13 protein-coding genes are annotated in these 13,576 nt (G+C 74.6%); 10 read left to right on the top strand and 3 right to left on the bottom strand.

The annotated features are described in order from the left end of the window. Positions 1 to 24 precede the first annotated feature (24 nt). Positions 25 to 1,296: a serine hydrolase domain-containing protein gene (locus ACA361_RS17390; protein WP_375013031.1), complete on the top strand. Its 1,272-nt coding sequence runs from the start codon at positions 25 to 27 to the stop codon at positions 1,294 to 1,296. Between the two features lie 99 nt (positions 1,297 to 1,395). Here ACA361_RS17390 and ACA361_RS17385 read toward each other — a convergent pair whose 3' ends face one another. Next, on the bottom strand, positions 1,396 to 1,803 hold the full coding sequence (locus ACA361_RS17385; protein ID WP_375013030.1) for an STAS domain-containing protein: 408 nt from the start codon (positions 1,801 to 1,803) through the stop codon (positions 1,396 to 1,398). Between the two features lie 139 nt (positions 1,804 to 1,942). Here ACA361_RS17385 and ACA361_RS17380 point away from each other — a divergent pair, with 139 nt between their 5' ends. The 3 genes from ACA361_RS17380 (at position 1,943) to ACA361_RS17370 (ending at position 3,919) form a co-directional block, all read left to right on the top strand. After that, positions 1,943 to 2,185, top strand: a complete 243-nt coding sequence (locus ACA361_RS17380; RefSeq protein WP_375013029.1) for a DUF6411 family protein — start codon at positions 1,943 to 1,945, stop codon at positions 2,183 to 2,185. 90 nt (positions 2,186 to 2,275) lie between these two features. Next, a complete protein-coding gene (locus tag ACA361_RS17375; RefSeq protein WP_375013028.1) occupies positions 2,276 to 3,085 on the top strand; it encodes an alpha/beta fold hydrolase in 810 nt (269 codons plus the stop codon). Positions 3,086 to 3,097: 12 nt separating this feature from the next. Continuing rightward, positions 3,098 to 3,919 (top strand): MerR family transcriptional regulator, encoded by an 822-nt coding sequence (locus tag ACA361_RS17370; RefSeq protein ID WP_375013027.1) that lies wholly within the window; start codon positions 3,098 to 3,100, stop codon positions 3,917 to 3,919. On the opposite strand, the gene ACA361_RS17365 is transcribed toward ACA361_RS17370, so the two are convergent. Continuing rightward, on the bottom strand, positions 3,883 to 4,545 hold the full coding sequence (locus ACA361_RS17365; RefSeq protein WP_375013026.1) for a response regulator: 663 nt from the start codon (positions 4,543 to 4,545) through the stop codon (positions 3,883 to 3,885). The genes ACA361_RS17370 and ACA361_RS17365 overlap by 37 nt on opposite strands. After that, positions 4,542 to 5,684: a sensor histidine kinase gene (locus tag ACA361_RS17360; RefSeq protein ID WP_375013025.1), complete on the bottom strand. Its 1,143-nt coding sequence runs from the start codon at positions 5,682 to 5,684 to the stop codon at positions 4,542 to 4,544. Before ACA361_RS17360 ends, ACA361_RS17365 begins: the two co-directional genes overlap by 4 nt. Positions 5,685 to 5,850: 166 nt before the next feature. Between ACA361_RS17360 and ACA361_RS17355 the strand changes: the two genes are divergently transcribed. The 6 genes from ACA361_RS17355 to ACA361_RS17330 all read left to right on the top strand — a co-directional run bounded on the left by ACA361_RS17355 (position 5,851) and on the right by ACA361_RS17330 (position 13,503). Next, positions 5,851 to 9,063, top strand: a complete 3,213-nt coding sequence (locus tag ACA361_RS17355; protein WP_375013024.1) for an MFS transporter — start codon at positions 5,851 to 5,853, stop codon at positions 9,061 to 9,063. Continuing rightward, entirely contained in the window at positions 9,060 to 10,778 is a 1,719-nt protein-coding gene (locus tag ACA361_RS17350; RefSeq protein WP_375013023.1) for an ABC transporter ATP-binding protein, read from the top strand. The genes ACA361_RS17355 and ACA361_RS17350 overlap by 4 nt, the downstream gene beginning before the upstream one ends. An 84-nt stretch (positions 10,779 to 10,862) precedes the next feature. Next, positions 10,863 to 11,402: a gas vesicle protein gene (locus tag ACA361_RS17345; RefSeq protein ID WP_375013022.1), complete on the top strand. Its 540-nt coding sequence runs from the start codon at positions 10,863 to 10,865 to the stop codon at positions 11,400 to 11,402. Further along, positions 11,392 to 12,399 carry a gas vesicle protein gene (locus ACA361_RS17340; RefSeq protein WP_375013021.1) on the top strand — a complete coding sequence of 336 codons (1,008 nt, stop codon included), beginning with the start codon at positions 11,392 to 11,394 and terminating at the stop codon, positions 12,397 to 12,399. The genes ACA361_RS17345 and ACA361_RS17340 overlap by 11 nt, the downstream gene beginning before the upstream one ends. Beyond that, on the top strand, positions 12,383 to 12,712 hold the full coding sequence (locus ACA361_RS17335; RefSeq protein ID WP_375013020.1) for a gas vesicle protein K: 330 nt from the start codon (positions 12,383 to 12,385) through the stop codon (positions 12,710 to 12,712). Before ACA361_RS17340 ends, ACA361_RS17335 begins: the two co-directional genes overlap by 17 nt. Then, on the top strand, positions 12,709 to 13,503 hold the full coding sequence (locus tag ACA361_RS17330; protein WP_375013019.1) for a GvpL/GvpF family gas vesicle protein: 795 nt from the start codon (positions 12,709 to 12,711) through the stop codon (positions 13,501 to 13,503). The genes ACA361_RS17335 and ACA361_RS17330 overlap by 4 nt, the downstream gene beginning before the upstream one ends. Positions 13,504 to 13,576 lie beyond the last annotated feature (73 nt).

Below are 13,576 nucleotides of genomic sequence, written 5' to 3'. Positions count from 1 at the left end.
GGAACAGCGGATGAGGGGACTCGTGTGAAACGCAGAGATGTGCTCAAGGCCGGCCTCGCGGCCCCGATCGGGCTGGCCGTGGCGGGCCGTCCGGCGACGGCGGCCGCCGCGGAGGCGTGGGAGGTCGTCAAGGCCAGGGGGAACGTGCCTCCCGCCCTGGTGGAGTTCGACCGTGCGATGAAGAAGTACATGTACGAGCGCGAGATCTCCGCCGGACAGCTCGCCATCGCCCGCGAGGGCAGGCTCGTCTTCACCCGTGCCTACACCTGGTCCACGGCGCGGAAGCCGGTGCCGGCGGTGACGCCGACCAGCCTGTTCAGGGTCGCGAGCCTCAGCAAGCACATCACGGCCACCGCGGTGCTGCGGCTGGCGCAGGACGGCGAGCTGGACCTCGGCGCGCCGGTCACCGAGTACCTCGACCTGCGGCCCATGCCGGGGAGGCAGGCCGATCCGCGGCTCGCGAACGTCACGCTGTGGCGGCTCCTCCAGCACTCCGGAGGATGGGACCGGGACATCTCGGACGACCCCGCGACCATCGAACGGAAGATCGCCGAGACCCTCGGCAAGGGCCTGCCGAACGACCACGCCGACGTGATGACGTACATGACGGGGCTGCCCCTCGACTTCACGCCCGGCTCCAGGTTCGCGTACAGCAACTACGGCTACAACCTGCTCGGGCGGGTGATCGAGGCGGTGACGCGGCAGAGCTACCAGGGGTACGTCGCCGCGCGGCTGCTCGCCCCGCTGCGGATCACCCGCATGCGGTCGGGCCGCACCCTCAAGGCCGAGACGCCGGGCGAGGTGCCGTACGAGTCGTCGCTCACCGCGAAGACCGTGCTGGACGACTCCGGCACGGAGGTCCCGTTCCCGTACGGCGGGTTCAACATGGCCAACAAGGACGCCAGCGGCGGCTGGGTGGCCTCGGCCATGGACCTGGTCCGGTTCGAGCGGATCTTCGACCTTCCGGCCGCCACGGGCCTGCTCGACCCCCGTTCGATTTCCAGGGCCCATGCCAGGCCTGAGTGGGGCACCTTCTCCTCCGGCTCCTGGTACGGGGCGGGCTGGTACGTCCGCGAGCTGAGCGGCGGGTACAACACCTGGCACCACGGCGGGATGGCGGGAACCTCCACGTTCCTCGGCAGGAGGTACGACGGCGTCACCTATGCCGCGCTCTTCAACCGGCGCGACGAGGAGGGCGGCGCCTCCGACTTCGGCGCCATCGAACCGCTCCTCTACGGGATCAGCGCCGGCATCGGAACGTGGCCGTCGGTCGACTACGGGTCCCTCTACTTCTAGGACACGCGCCGCCCGCGGACCTGGTCGCCGGCGTCCGCGCGGTCGCGTCCGGCGACGCCGTGGTGGCGCCCAGCGTGACCCGCCGCTTGATCGACGCCGCTAGGGCAAGGCCGGGCGGATGTCGAGGCGTCGGTCCAGGCCGGTCGTCCGCAGGACGCGGGCCGGTTGCGGGGCGGGGGCCAGCAGCACCAGTTCGCCCGCGGCGGCGCCGATGATGCGCCGGGTCCGGACGATGGCGTTCAGGCCCGAGGAGTCGCAGAAGCTCAGGCGCCGCAGGTCCAGGGCCATGGCGAGCGCGGCGCCCTGCGCGTTCAGCAGCGCGATGATCCTGGTCACCGCCCGCACCAGGGCGGGTGCGGTGACCAGGTCCAGCACGCCGTCCAGGCTGAGGACGGTCCAGCGGCCCTGCCGGCGGGCGTGGATCGCCAGCGGTCTCGCCGGCTCCGGTTCCCGAGACGGCGCGGACGCGTGCGGCCGCCTCGTCGCTTCCCCCGAGATGGTGTCCATGATGCTCCTTCCCCGGTTCCCCCGCGTTTACATGCCCGTCACCCTTTGGATAAACGGGAGGTTCGCCGGAACGTTCGAATGCACGGCCGGGGTGTGGGTAAAGCGCCCCCAGTCGTCGTCGTTCGAAGGAGTCAAGGCCATGGTCATCGTCGCCATCGTGGCGGTCTGCGCGGTCCTGCTGGTGCTGGCGTTCCTGCTGCCGCGGCTCTCGCGGCACCCGCAGCGCGGTACCCAGCGCGCCCTCGGCATCGGCTCGCGTGCGGGCTCCTCGGCGCCCGGCGGGCTGGGACGGCTGCTGAGCAAGCCGTTCCGCAGTTCCTCGCGTGCCGTCAGCCGCAGCGGATCGGCCGGGCGGCGCGCCCGCGGCCGCTCCCCGTTCTAGGCCGGGGTTGACCCTGACGCAGGGTCAACCTCTCAGCATGGTCGCCGTGGCCCGGTCGTGGCCACGGCGACCATGCTGAGAGGCGACACGATGATGCGGAACTTCACGGTCCACCATGACGGCGTCACGATCCCGGTGTCCCGGGGCGGCCGGGGACGGCCGCTGGTCCTGTGCCCCGGACTGAACTCGACGCAGGCCGATCTGCACGAGCTGGCCGGGCTGCTGCGGCGCGACCATGACGTGGTGACCTTCGACCTGCGAGGGCATGGCCTGGCCTCGGCGGCCGCCCGCTACTCCTTCGCAGCGTTCCTCGGTGATCTGAACGCCGTGATGGCGGAACTCCGGCGCCTGGAGCCGGACGCGCCGCCCGTGCTCGCGGGCTACTCGCTGGGCGCGGACCTGGCCGTGCACTTCGCCTCCGAGCATCCGGGCGCCGTGGCCGGGCTCGTCCTCATCGACGGGGCGAACCCGGTGCCCGAACCGTTCATCACCGAGGCCCTCCTGCCGGAGTTCCGTGCCATGTGGGACGACATGGTGAAGCGGCAGGAGGCCCGGCGGGGCACCCCGCGTCAGGTGCTGCTCACCTCCCAGGAGATCCTCGATCTGAACGTCGAGATCGACGCGGTCCGGTCCGGGATCCTCGGCCGGTACGGGAAGGTCGACCGGCCCATCAGCATGATCATGTCGACCTCGATGGCCGGTGACGGCGGTGACGGGCACGCGCCGCGGCTCAACCGGAACTGGCGGGCGGGCGTCGAGCGGCTCCGCCGCGAGCGGCCGGACATCGCCGTGTCCTGGATCGACGCCGACCACGGGCTGGTCTTCACGCACGCGCGGGAGATCGCCGAGATCGTCCGGGGCGCGCGGCGCGCGTCCGCCCGGACCCAGGACACCCCGTAGGAGACTGGTGCGATGCTGACCATCGGGGAGTTGGCGTCGTACGCCGGCGTGACGGTGCGCGCGGTGCGGCACTACCACGCCAAGGGGCTGCTGCCGGAGCCGGAGCGGGACCGCTCCGGCTACCGCAGGTACGACGCCGGCGCCGTGATCGACCTGATCAGGATCCGGACCCTCGCCCGGGCCGGGGTCCCGCTGGCCCGGGTGCGGGAGCTGCTGCGGGCCGACGAGGAGGAGTTCGCCGCGGCGGTCGCGGACATCGACGGGCGGCTGCGGGAGGAGATCCGGCAGCGTCAGCGCCACCGGGAGCAGATCGCCAGGCTCGCCGGCGGGGACCGGCTGGCGCTGCCGCCGGAGGTGGTCGGGCATCTCGACCGGCTGCGGGCGCTCGGGATCGACGAGCGGATCGTCCAGGTCGAGCGCGACGGCTGGATCCTGCTGGCCGCGCACTCGCCCGGACGGGTCGCCGAGTGGATGGCGCGCAAGCGCGAGCAGATCGCCGACCGGCGGCTCATCGGCTTCTACCGCACCCTGAGCGAGGCCCTCGACCAGGCCGCCGACGACGCGCGGCTGGCCGAGCTGGCCGACGAACTGGCCGCCTGCTTCACCCGGATGGCCGACGAGCGGGGCGAGGGCTACGTGGACGACACCGACATCGCGGCACCGCTGGTCGAAGCGATGGACGCCCTGGCGTTCGACACCGTGCCGCCGGCCCGCCGGCTGATCGAGCTGCTGGAGGAGCGCGGCTGGACCGGCTGGACCAGGCTGGAGCGCGTGGCTGCCCAACGGCCGCGGAACGGTCAGCCGCGCTGCGGGGTGACCAGGCCGGACTCGTAGGCGAAGACCACCAGCTGGGCGCGGTCCCGCGCGTGCAGCTTGGTCATCGCCCTGCTGACGTGCGTCTTCGCCGTGGTCGGGCTGATCACCATGCGGGCCGCGATCTCGTCGTTCGACAGCCCCCGCGCCACCAGCGCCGTGACCTCGCGCTCGCGGTTGGTCAGCGCCGACAGCCGCTCGGGCGCGGGCTCGGCGCGGCGGCGGGCGACGTACTCGCCGATCAGCCGGCGGGTGATCGCGGGGGACAGCAGCGCATCGCCGCGGGCCGCGACCCGCACCCCCTGCAGCAGGTCGGCGGGCTCGGTGTCCTTCACCATGAAGCCGCAGGCGCCGGCGCGCAGCGCGTTGAAGACGTACTCGTCGAGGCCGTAGTTGGTCAGGATCACGACATGGATGCCGCTCAGCCGCTCGTCGCCGGCGATGAGCCGGGTCGCCTCGATGCCGTCCATCACCGGCATCTGGACGTCCACGAGGGCGACGTCGGGGCGGTGCTCGCGGGCCAGCGCGACGCCCTGCTCGCCGTTCGCGGCCTCGGCCACCACCTCGATGTCGGGCTCGTTGTCCAGCAGCGCACGGAACCCGCCGCGGATGAGGGCCTGGTCGTCCACGAGCAGTACCCGGATCATGCCGGCTCCTTCGCGGGAAGCTCGGCGCGCACGGTGAAGCCGCCTTCCGGGCGGGGCTCGGCCCGCAGCCGGCCGCCCAGCGCCGCGACGCGCTCGCGCATGCCGAGCAGGCCCGTTCCGGGTACGGGCGGCGCCGCCGGATCGGCCGCCCCGTCGTCGTCCACTTGCACGACCAGCTCCCCGTCCACGTAGTCGACGCGCACCGCGGCGGCCGCCCCGCCGGCGTGCCTGGAGACGTTGGTGAGCGCCTCCTGGACGATCCGGTACGCGGCCCGGTCCACCTCGGCGGGCAGCTCCCGCCGCGTGCCCGACACCGTCACCGTGGCCGGCAGCCCGGCCGCGCGGGCCCGTTCCACCAGGTCGTCCAGCCGGTCCAGGCCGCTGGCCGGGGGCTCGCCGCCGGGCGGGTCGGTGTCGCGCAGCACCTCCAGGGTGGCGCGCAGCTCCCGCATGGCGTCGCCGCCGGCCTCCTGGATGGCCAGCAGCGCCGGGGGGACGTCCTCGCCGCGCGAGCGCGCCAGGTGGACGGCCACTCCGGCCTGCACCTTGATGATCGAGATGCTGTGGGTGAGGGAGTCGTGCAGTTCCCGGGCGATGCGCAGCCGCTCCTCGCCCGCGCGGCGCAGCGCCGCCTCCTCGCGGGTGCGCTCGGCCTCGGCGGCGCGCCGCTCGGCCTCCGCCACGTACGCCTGCCGGTGCCGGGTCACCGTCCCCGCGACGCCGGCCGCGACGAACCAGCCGATCAGCAGCGTGCTGCCCTGGAGCCCCTGCACCGACTCGGTGATCTCCGGCAGGTTGACCGCCAGGTCCGCGCCCAGGAAGACCGCGCTCGCCGCCGCCGCGGCCACCGGGCGGCCGGCCCTGACCGCGGCGAACACCGCCACCATCACGGGATAGGCGGCCACCGGCCCCGGTTCGAGGTGCAGCGCCAGCGCCAGCATGAAGGCCGTGCCGGCGAGCAGCGCGACCAGGGGCGCCCGCCGCCAGGCGGCCAGGGCGAGCGACCCGGCCACGGCGGCGGCGACGTCCAGCGCGTCGGCGCCCGGCGTGATGACCACGATGGCCGTCACCAGGACGGCGAGTCCCGCGGCGAGCAGGCCGTCCTCGGCGTGCGGCCGCCACCGGCCCATGAATCCCATCTGCGTGACATTACGGTCTTCCGCGACCGAAAACCTCCACCGCGCGTCGTAATCGCCGGCTACTCCCCGCGTAGTAGCCGGCCGTTCCCTACTCCCCGGACCGCAGCCGGAGATGTCTTCCTGTGCACGATGCCCGCCGGCAGGCCCGGACATCACGATGTCGGGCATGCAGAAGACGCAAGTCAGGGAAGGCCCGCCTGCCGAGGGCCCGGCGGTTCCCCGGCCGGGGCTGACGCTCGCGGCGGTCGCCGTCGTGCAGTTCATGGTGTCGCTGGACCTGTCGGTGGTGAACGTCGGGCTCCCGGAGATCGCCGCCGGGCTCGGTTTCGGTCCGGCGGACCTGACCTGGGTGATCCACGCCTACGCCCTCACGTTCGGCGGGCTGCTCCTCGTCGGCGGCAAGGCCGCCGACCGGTACGGCCGCAAGCGCGTCCTGCTGGCCGGCCTGGGACTGTTCGGGCTGGCCTCGCTGGCGGGCGGGTTCGCCCAGGAACCCGGCCACCTCGTCGCGGCGCGGGCCGCGCAGGGGATCGGGGCCGCCGCGCTGGCGCCGGCCGCGCTGGCGCTGCTGACCTCGGCGTTCCCCGGCGGCCGGGCCCGGGTGCGGGCGTTCGGGATCTGGAGCGCGGTGAACGCCGCCGGAGGAGCCCTCGGGGTGCTGATCGGCGGCCTGCTCACCGAGTACGCCGGCTGGCGCTGGGTGATGTTCGTGAACGTGCCGATGGCCGCCGCCGCGCTGGCCCTGGCCTGGCGCGGTGTCGCCGGCGGCCCGCCGGCGGCGCGCGGCGGCCGGCCGGACGTGCTCGGCGGCGTGCTGGCCACGGCGGGCATGACGCTGCTGGTGTTCGGCGTCGTCCGTACCGATCGGTACGCGTGGACCTCGCCGGTCACGCTCGCCACCCTGGCGGCCGCCGCCGCGCTGCTCGCCGCGTTCGTCCTGGTCGAGCGCCGCAGGCAGCACGACGGCACCCGGGAGCCGCTGGTCCGGCTCGGCCTGCTCGCCAACCGCTCGGTCGCCGGCGCGAACGCCTTCAACCTGCTGACCGGCGCCGCCATGGCCTCGGCGTTCTACTTCATGTCCCTCTACGTCCAGCAGGTCCTCGGGAACGGCCCGGCCCGCACCGGGCTCATGTTCCTGCCGCTGGCCCTCGCGGTGATCGCCGGCTCGGTGCTCGCCGTCAAGCTCGGCTACCGGGCCGCCCCCCGCACCCTCCTGGCCTCCGGCGGGCTCGTGACCGCGGCCGGGTTCGCCTGGTTCGGGCTGATCAGCCCGGACGGCTCGTTCACCGCGGACGTCCTCGGGCCCTCGGCCGTCGTCGGGATCGGCTTCGGCCTCTGCCTCGGCCCGCTCGTCAACATCGCGACCCTCGGCGTCGCGCCCGGCGATTCCGGCACCGCCTCGGCGCTGCTCAACAGCTCGCGCCAGATCGGCGCCTCGCTCGGCCTCGCCGCCCTCGGCACCGCCGCCCAGCACCGCACCGGGGAGGGCACCGCGCCCGCCGCCCTCAACGACGGGTACGCGCTCGGCCTGGCACTCGGCGCCGCGCTCCTGCTCACCGCCGCCGCCGTGGCGCTGCTCGTCCTGCGGTCCGCGCCGGGCCGTCCGGCGGGGCTGCTGCGGCCGTACCTCGGCGGCTTCGCCGCGATCGTGGTCTTCCAGGCCATCGGTGCCGTCGCGGGGCTGGCGCCGCTGCTGGCGGTCGTCGAGCTGGGCCGCACGCTGCTGGCGCCCGGCCCCGTCGACCACGGCCACGTCCGGCTCGTCGTGATCGCGGGCGCGGCGGGGCTGCTCGCCCGGCTGCTGCTGGAGGGCGCGGCGTCCGCGACCGGGCACCTGCTCGACGGGCACGTGCAGCTGGCGTTCCGGCGGCGGCTGGCCGCGCGGCTGGGCAGCGTCCCGATCGGCTGGCTGTCCCGGCGCCGGACCGGCGAGCTGGCCAAGGTCGTGGGCGACGACGTGAGCGCCGTGCACCCGTTCATCGCCCACATCCCCGCCACGGCCGTCTCCGCGTTCGTGGTGCCGCTGACCGCGCTCGCCTACCTCTTCACCGTCGACTGGCGGCTCACCCTGATCACGCTGTCGCCGCTGGCGCTGGCGCTGGCGCTGGTCCCGCTGATGATGACGCCCGCCCGGCTGCGCGAGGAGAAGGAGTTCGACGCGGCCATGGGGCGGATCGCGGACGCGGCCGTCGAGTTCGTCCAGGGCATCGCGGTCGTCAAGACGTTCGGGGGCGGCGACCGCGCCCACCACAGGTTCCGTACGGCCGTGGACGAGTTCGTCGTCCGCTTCTACCGGATGGTGCGCGGCATCGCGGGGATCGCCGCCGGGATGCAGCTGGCGCTGTCGCCGCCGTTCATGCTGCTGACCGTGCTGGCCGGCGGCGCGGTGCTCATCGCCGGCGGCGGCCTGGCCCCGGCCGACCTGCTGCCCTTCCTGCTGCTGGGGCTCGGCCTGACCGCTCCGGTGGACGCGCTCATCGGCCACGGCTTCGACGACCTGCAGACCGCCCGGCGCGCGGTCGGCCGGATCCGGGAGGTGCTCGCCGTGCCGCCGCTGCCGGAGCCCGCCCGCCCGGTCGAGCCGCGCGGGCACCGGGTGGAACTGCGGGGCGTCCGGTTCGGGTACGAGCCCGGCCACGAGGTGCTCCGCGGGGTCGACCTGACGCTCGAACCCGGGACGGTCACCGCGATCGTCGGCCCGTCCGGGAGCGGGAAGTCCACGCTGGTGCGGCTGCTGCCGCGGTTCTTCGACCCGGACGCCGGCTCGATCACCCTCGGCGGCGCCGACCTGCGGGAGATCGCCGCCCGCGACCTCTACCGGACGGTCTCGTTCGTCTTCCAGGACGTCCGCCTGCTGCGCGCGTCGGTCGCCGACAACATCGCGCTGGCCGTCCCGGACGCCGGCCGCGACGCCGTGGTCCGCGCCGCCCGGCTGGCGAACGTCCACGACCGGATCCTGGAGCTGCCGCACGGCTACGACACCGTGGTCGGCGACGGCACCGGGCTGTCGGGCGGCGAGGCGCAGCGGATCTCGATCGCCCGCGCGCTGCTCGCCGAGGCGCCCGTCCTGGTGCTGGACGAGGCGACGGCGTTCGCCGATCCGCAGACCGAGCTGGCGGTCCGCCAGGCGCTGGCGGCCCCGGCGGGCGACCGGACCACCCTGGTCATCGCCCACCGCCTGGAGACGATCATCGACGCCGACACCGTCGTGATGCTGGAGGACGGGGTGGTCGCCGAGCACGGCACGCCCGCCGAACTGCTGGCGCGGGACGGGAGGTTCGCCGAGTTCTGGCGGACCCACCGCTCCGCGATCTCCGCCGAGCCCGAGCCCGAGCCCGAAGCCCACGGCCGCGTACCGCTAGGAGACGAGACCCGATGATCCGGATGCTGCTGCGCGTGCTCGGACCCGAGTACGCACAGCCGGTGCGCCGCACCGTTGCCCTGATGACGGCGGCCGCGGTGGCCGAGGGCCTGTCGTACGCGCTGCTGGTCCCCGTGCTGCGGGAACTGCTCGGCGGCGGCCCCGCCGGCGCGCGCCCCTGGCTGATCGCGTTCGGGGCGGCGGTCGCGGCCTTCGCCGTGCTGCGCTACGTCGCCGACCTGTCCGGGTTCCGGGCGGGCACCACGCTGCTGGACGGCATGTACCACCGGCTCGGCGACCACCTGGCCCGGCTGCCCGTCGGCTGGTACGGCCCGGGCCGCGTCGGGGAGGTGTCGGCCCTGGCCGGCCAGGGCGTGCTCCAGGCGATGAGCGTGATCGCGCACCTGCTGGCGCCGTACCTGTCCGCCTGCGCCACCCCGCTGACGATCATCGGCGTGATGCTCGCGTTCGACTGGCGGCTGGGGCTGGCCGCGCTGGCCGCCGTACCGGTCGTGGCGGCGATGCAGGTCTGGACGGGGCGCGCGCTGGACGCCACCGACGCCGAGCGCGCCGCACGGGACCACGAGGCCGCCGGCCGGGTCATCGAGTTCCTGCAGGCCCAGCCGGTGCTGCGCGCCGGCGGCCGGACCACCGAACGCTTCGGGCTGCTGGACGACTCGCTGCGCGACCTCCAGCGCGCGTCCCGCCGGACCGCGCTGGCGGTGGTGCCCGGCGCCCTCGGGCTGACGCTCACGGTGCAGGCGGCGTTCACCGCGCTGCTGGCGCTCGGCGCCTACCTCGCGCTCGGCGGGAACGCCGGCACCGCCGAGGTCATCGCCGTCCTGGTGCTGGCCGCGCGCTGCGCGGACCCGCTGCTGGCGCTGGCGGACATGGGCGGCCGGCTGCGCGCCGCGCGGTCGGAGCTGGAACGGCTCGACGGCGTGCTGCGCGCCGAGCCGCTGCCGGAGCCCGCCGAACCGGTCCGTCCGGTACGCCACGACCTGGAGTTCGAGTCCGTCACCTTCCGGCACGGCGACCGCACGGTGATCGACGGAGTGTCGCTGTCGGTGCCGGAGGGGTCGCGGCTGGCCGTGGTCGGGCCGTCGGGAGCGGGCAAGAGCACCCTGCTGCAGCTGGTCGCGCGGTTCTACGACGTGGACGCGGGCGCGGTCCGCGTGGGCGGCGTGGACGTGTGCGACATCGACACCGCGGGGCTGATGAGCAGGATCGCCGTCGTCTTCCAGGACGTCTACCTGTTCGACGGCACGATCGAGGAGAACGTGCGCCTCGGCCGTCCGGACGCCTCCGCGGCCGAGGTGCGGGCGGCGGCGGCCGCGGCCCGGCTGGACGAGGTGGTCGAGCGGCTGCCCGGCGGCTGGGAGACGCGCGTCGGCGAGGGCGGCGCGCTGCTGTCGGGCGGCGAGCGGCAGCGCGTCTCGATCGCGCGGGCGCTGCTGAAGGACGCGCCGATCGTGCTGCTGGACGAGGTGACCTCGGCGCTGGACCCGGTGAACGAGGCGGCCGTGCACGCGGGCGTCGAGCGCCTGATGGCGGGCCGGACGGTGGTGATGGTGGCGCACCGGATGCGGACGGTCCGCCGCGCCGACCGCGTCGCCTTCCTGGACGGCGGCCGGATCGTGGAGGCGGGCGACCATGACGCGCTGCTGCGCCACGGCGGCCGTTACGCCGATTTCTGGCAGATCGCCATGGCCCATCCAAGCTCTGATGATTGATCCGCCAATCATCGGAAATGGGTGCATACGTTCGGATGCGCGTGAGGCTCACGCGTGCCATGAACATCGACCGATGAGGACGTGATGGACCAAGACAGGCGGCCGGCCGAGGCACGGCGGACCGGCCAGGGCGACGGCATCGTCCGCCCCTCTTCCGTCGAGCGCTCGCGGACGGTGGCCACCCGGGACATGACCACCCGGGACCTGAGCGGGCGCCCGGTCGGCGGGCTGCGGCCGATGGAGCCGCAGCGCGGCGGCGACGGCGGGCTGGCCCACGTGGTGGAGGTCCTGCTGGACAAGGGCCTGGTCATCAACGCCGACATCATGGTCTCGGTCGCCGGCGTGGAACTGCTCGGCATCCGGCTGCGGGCGGCGCTCGCCTCGTTCGAGACCGCGGCGCGCTACGGCCTGGAGTTCCCCTCGGGGACGAACCTGGAGACGGCGGCCTGGAAGGAGACCGAGGACCCGAAGGAGAGCTGCCCGGAGTGCGGGAAGCGGACCCCCACGCAGCAGCTGCTGAACGAGTTCTGCCCGTGGTGCGGCTGGCGCAGCGCCAAGGCGCTCGCCGAGGCCGCGCGCGACGGCGGCCCGGACGACTCCGAACGGGACGCGGATGCGGGCTGACCCCGCCGCGCCCGGCACGCCCGCCGTGCCCGCCGTGCCCGGCGCGCTCGCCGGACCGGCCGGGCCGGCCGGCCCGCGCTCACCGCTGCGCCCCACCCGCGACCCGCTGGTCACCCTGGACGACCTGCTGGAGACCGTGCTGAACAAGGGCGCGGTGCTCCACCTCGACCTCATCATCGCGGTCGCCGACATCCCGCTCATCGGCGTCAACCTGCGGGCGGCCATCGCCGGGATGGAGACCATGCTGCAGTACGGCCTGCTCCAGCAGTGGGACGCCGACACCCGCGCCTGGGCCGAGCGCGCCACCGCCGCCGTCCCCGAACTGGAGCCGGACGAGCAGGTGGTGATCCGCTCGTTCGGCGGCCACTACGACGAGCGCGGCCTCGCCAAGACCTGGCGGCCCGGCACCCTCTTCCTCACCGACCGGCGCGTCCTGGTCCAGCGGCGCGAGCCGCGCGAGGTGCTGTGGGAGGCGCGGCTGGAGGACGTGACCGCCACCCGGCTGCAGAGCGAGATGACGGTCGGCGGGGAGGAGCGCCTGCGGGTGCGGCTGGAACTGGCCGGCGGTGGCGGTGCCCTGCTGTCGGCCGGCGACCCAGAGGGCTTCGACGAGAGCCTGCGCCGGCTCGCCCCGCACGTCCGCTCCGAGGAGCCCGTTCCGCTGCCCGGGGCCGAGCAGGAGCCCGAGTGCGAGGGCCATATGTGGTACCACGAGCCGCGCCGCGAGGGCGCCCTGTGGCGCGGCGGCCGGGCCCGCCTGGAGCGCGGCCGGCTGACCTGGAAGGCGCCGACCGACGCCCGCCCGGCCGTCGTCCTGGACGCCGCCTCGATCCGGGACGTGCGGGTCGAGCCGGGCTCCGCGCCGTCGTCCGCCCTGGACCGGCTGGTCGTGGACGCGCCGGGCGGGCGGATCGTACTGGCCACCGACGAGGCACCGCGCTGGATCCGGGCGCTGGCAGGCGCGGGCGAGGAGGATTCCCATGGCCATCACCGTTGACGAGAACAGCCTCAAGAACGGCGTGCTCACCCTCGTCGTCACCCTGGTCGAGGTGATCCAGGAGGCCCTGGAGCGGCAGGCCGTCCGCCGGATGGAGGGCGGCGACCTCAGCACCGAGGAGCTGAACCGGCTCGGCGACGCCCTCATGGAGCTGGACGAGGCGATGGAGGAGATCAAGGCCGAGCACGGCATCACCGCCTCCGTGGCCGACCTGCACCGCGGCCTGGACGAGGTCGTCGACGAGGTGGTGGACCGGCTGGCGAACCCGGCCCGCTGGGCCGACGAGATCGAGGGCGGAGGACCTTCACGTTGAGCCGTGACGCGCTGTACGTGTACGCGCTGCTCGCCGACCCCGGCCCCGGCATCGAACCGCCGGGCCGGGGGATCGGCGGCGCCCCGCTGCGGCTGGTGCGCGCGCCCGACTGCGGGCTGGCCGCCCTGGTGCACGAGGCGCCCGCGGAGCCGTACCAGGGGCCGGACGAGGAGGTCCGCGCCTGGATCCGCACCCACGACGAGGCGGTCGAGGGCATGCGGCGCGCGGCGGGCGGTGTCCTGCCGATGACGTTCAACGTGCTGGTCGCGCCCGGCGAGGACGCCGACGCCGAGACCCGGCTGCGGGCGTGGCTGCACGACGGCCGGGACGAGCTCCTCGGCCGCCTCGCCCGGCTGCGGGACCGCGCCGAGTACCGGGTGGAGATCACGCTCGACTCCACCGCCGTGACGGCCGACGACGAGGACGCCCGCGAGATCGAGGAGCGGATGCGCCAGAGCTCGCCCGGCCTGCGGCGGCTCCTCGGCAAGCAGCTGGAGGCCAGGCGCAAGGCCGCGGCCGACGCCCTGGCGGACCGGCTGCACGCCGACGCGCGCCGCCGCCTCGGCGCCGCCGCCGACGACCTGGCCGACCGCCGGCGCGCCGTGCGCGACCCGGACGAGACCGAGGTGCTCTCCCTCGCGCTGCTGGTCCACGACGACGGGGTCGAGGACCTGGGGCTCGTCCTCGCCGAGCTTCAGGAGAGCCACCCGGCCGTGCGCGTCCGCTTCCTGGGCCCGTGGCCGCCCTACTCCTTCACCGGCGACGAGGCCGCGAGCCCGGCCACCAGGTAAGCGCTCCGAACCCCGATGACTACTTAACGTAGCGACACGGACACGTTAAGTACGGGCCTGGCGGGGCCATATG

Origin of the sequence: Actinomadura sp. 21ATH (assembly GCF_041951345.1) — a bacterium.
Taxonomy (GTDB): domain Bacteria; phylum Actinomycetota; class Actinomycetes; order Streptosporangiales; family Streptosporangiaceae; genus Spirillospora.
This window is presented reverse-complemented; position numbering and strand designations above follow the sequence as displayed.

Excerpts from the sequence above, each read along its gene's own strand:
- ACA361_RS17385 (WP_375013030.1), bottom strand. The coding sequence starts at position 1,803 with ATGGACACCATCTCGGGGGAAGCGACGAGGCGGCCGCACGCGTCCGCG.
- ACA361_RS17380 (WP_375013029.1), top strand. The coding sequence starts at position 1,943 with ATGGTCATCGTCGCCATCGTGGCGGTCTGCGCGGTCCTGCTGGTGCTG.
- ACA361_RS17375 (WP_375013028.1), top strand. The coding sequence starts at position 2,276 with ATGATGCGGAACTTCACGGTCCACCATGACGGCGTCACGATCCCGGTG.
- ACA361_RS17370 (WP_375013027.1), top strand. The coding sequence starts at position 3,098 with ATGCTGACCATCGGGGAGTTGGCGTCGTACGCCGGCGTGACGGTGCGC.
- ACA361_RS17365 (WP_375013026.1), bottom strand. The coding sequence starts at position 4,545 with ATGATCCGGGTACTGCTCGTGGACGACCAGGCCCTCATCCGCGGCGGG.
- ACA361_RS17360 (WP_375013025.1), bottom strand. The coding sequence starts at position 5,684 with ATGGGATTCATGGGCCGGTGGCGGCCGCACGCCGAGGACGGCCTGCTC.
- ACA361_RS17355 (WP_375013024.1), top strand. The coding sequence starts at position 5,851 with ATGCAGAAGACGCAAGTCAGGGAAGGCCCGCCTGCCGAGGGCCCGGCG.
- ACA361_RS17350 (WP_375013023.1), top strand. The coding sequence starts at position 9,060 with ATGATCCGGATGCTGCTGCGCGTGCTCGGACCCGAGTACGCACAGCCG.
- ACA361_RS17345 (WP_375013022.1), top strand. The coding sequence starts at position 10,863 with ATGGACCAAGACAGGCGGCCGGCCGAGGCACGGCGGACCGGCCAGGGC.
- ACA361_RS17340 (WP_375013021.1), top strand. The coding sequence starts at position 11,392 with ATGCGGGCTGACCCCGCCGCGCCCGGCACGCCCGCCGTGCCCGCCGTG.
- ACA361_RS17335 (WP_375013020.1), top strand. The coding sequence starts at position 12,383 with ATGGCCATCACCGTTGACGAGAACAGCCTCAAGAACGGCGTGCTCACC.